We start from the raw sequence: 1,223 nt of genomic DNA on the forward strand, positions 1-1,223 counted from the left end.
AATATCATGATATTGTTATTGTAATCGATCGCCGCTAATTTTCRTCGCCTTTCAATCCACTTCCCAATCAGATTCCTTCCCGCTTCCCCATATAAATAAATCCACCTCGCTATAAAAACATATATAAAATCACGTGGTTATAGTAGTCCAAAATTATCCGCGCACAAACAGACGAACTTTACCAATCAAATCCTCATTCTCCCCTTAATGCGGTTGGTTTATGCTTATTTATATGTTTTGCGCGTCCAGCTAAATAAATTATATGTTTTACCGACACCCTCCAGCTGTTGATCTGATCCTAACCAAACCACCCATTCACCCTCGCCTAAGGGGAAATTCATTCCCATCAACAAGTATAAATATACAAATACATGTATTAATAGCGATTACAAAGGTATAATATTCCACCTGAGCACCCTGCAGCGCGTACTACCCTCATCGCAATCGAGTGACGGGTAAATACGGATCGTTCAGCCTATCAAAAGTTGCAAAAATGATTGACTATCGCGGCTGCGTGAGGGAGCCTCAGCAGGGAAATACGGGGAACATAACAAATCATCATGTCGCCAGAACGCTTTAATGAATGCCTGCGGGTGATCCGCTGGACGCCAATCAATATCGCCTCTGCCTTGCAATGTGAACTCTCATGGATCGAGGCGCTGGAAGCCGGAAACGATACAGTTCCAGATGGCCTAGCAACATGGCTGGAAACGCTCGCGCAAGCCCATGAAGCATTACCACCGCCATCAACCTACAGAGGAAAACGGTCGACATTCTGATGCGGCCAACAGCTGAAAACCCTCACCAACAACCGGATTACGCAATATGAAACATGCCATCGCAATTCTCGGCCTGATCACCTTCTCCAGCCCGGCCTTCGCAGCATCGTGCGAGAAAAACTTCACAGTCTCAGGTGTGCCGATGGTCACGGCTGTCTCTTACAAATCCTTTCAGGAACTGCCGAAAGCCAAAGCACCCGCTGTCCTCCAAAAGCTCGCCCAGGCCGTCGCAGCAGAAGGTTTTTCAGGTATCCAGATCAACAAGGCACTGTCGTCAATCGATGCCCATCAGGAAACCAGCGGAAGCGGCAGAATTCAGACGCTGCGCGTTGTCGCCCGCCAGAAAGGCGCCGCTGTCCGGATCGATGCTGTTTTCAACATTCAGGCAGGACAGATCGCCGACAAGGACGTCATCCGCAAGGGTATCTGCSACATCATAAAAGG

At 48.2% G+C, this 1,223-nt stretch carries 2 protein-coding genes; both read left to right on the forward strand.

Annotation, left to right across the window (positions count from 1 at the left end; all coding sequences use genetic code 11):
• Positions 1 to 560: 560 nt before the first annotated feature.
• Positions 561 to 779: a hypothetical protein gene (locus tag AB4Z23_RS27115; protein ID WP_038493340.1), complete on the forward strand. Its 219-nt coding sequence runs from the start codon at positions 561 to 563 to the stop codon at positions 777 to 779.
• Positions 780 to 825: 46 nt separating this feature from the next.
• On the forward strand, positions 826 to 1,223 hold a 398-nt coding region (locus tag AB4Z23_RS27120; RefSeq protein WP_441361136.1), incomplete at its 3' end, for a hypothetical protein.

This window comes from Agrobacterium sp. MCAB5 (assembly GCF_052114365.1).
In the GTDB taxonomy this organism is placed as follows: domain Bacteria; phylum Pseudomonadota; class Alphaproteobacteria; order Rhizobiales; family Rhizobiaceae; genus Agrobacterium; species Agrobacterium tumefaciens.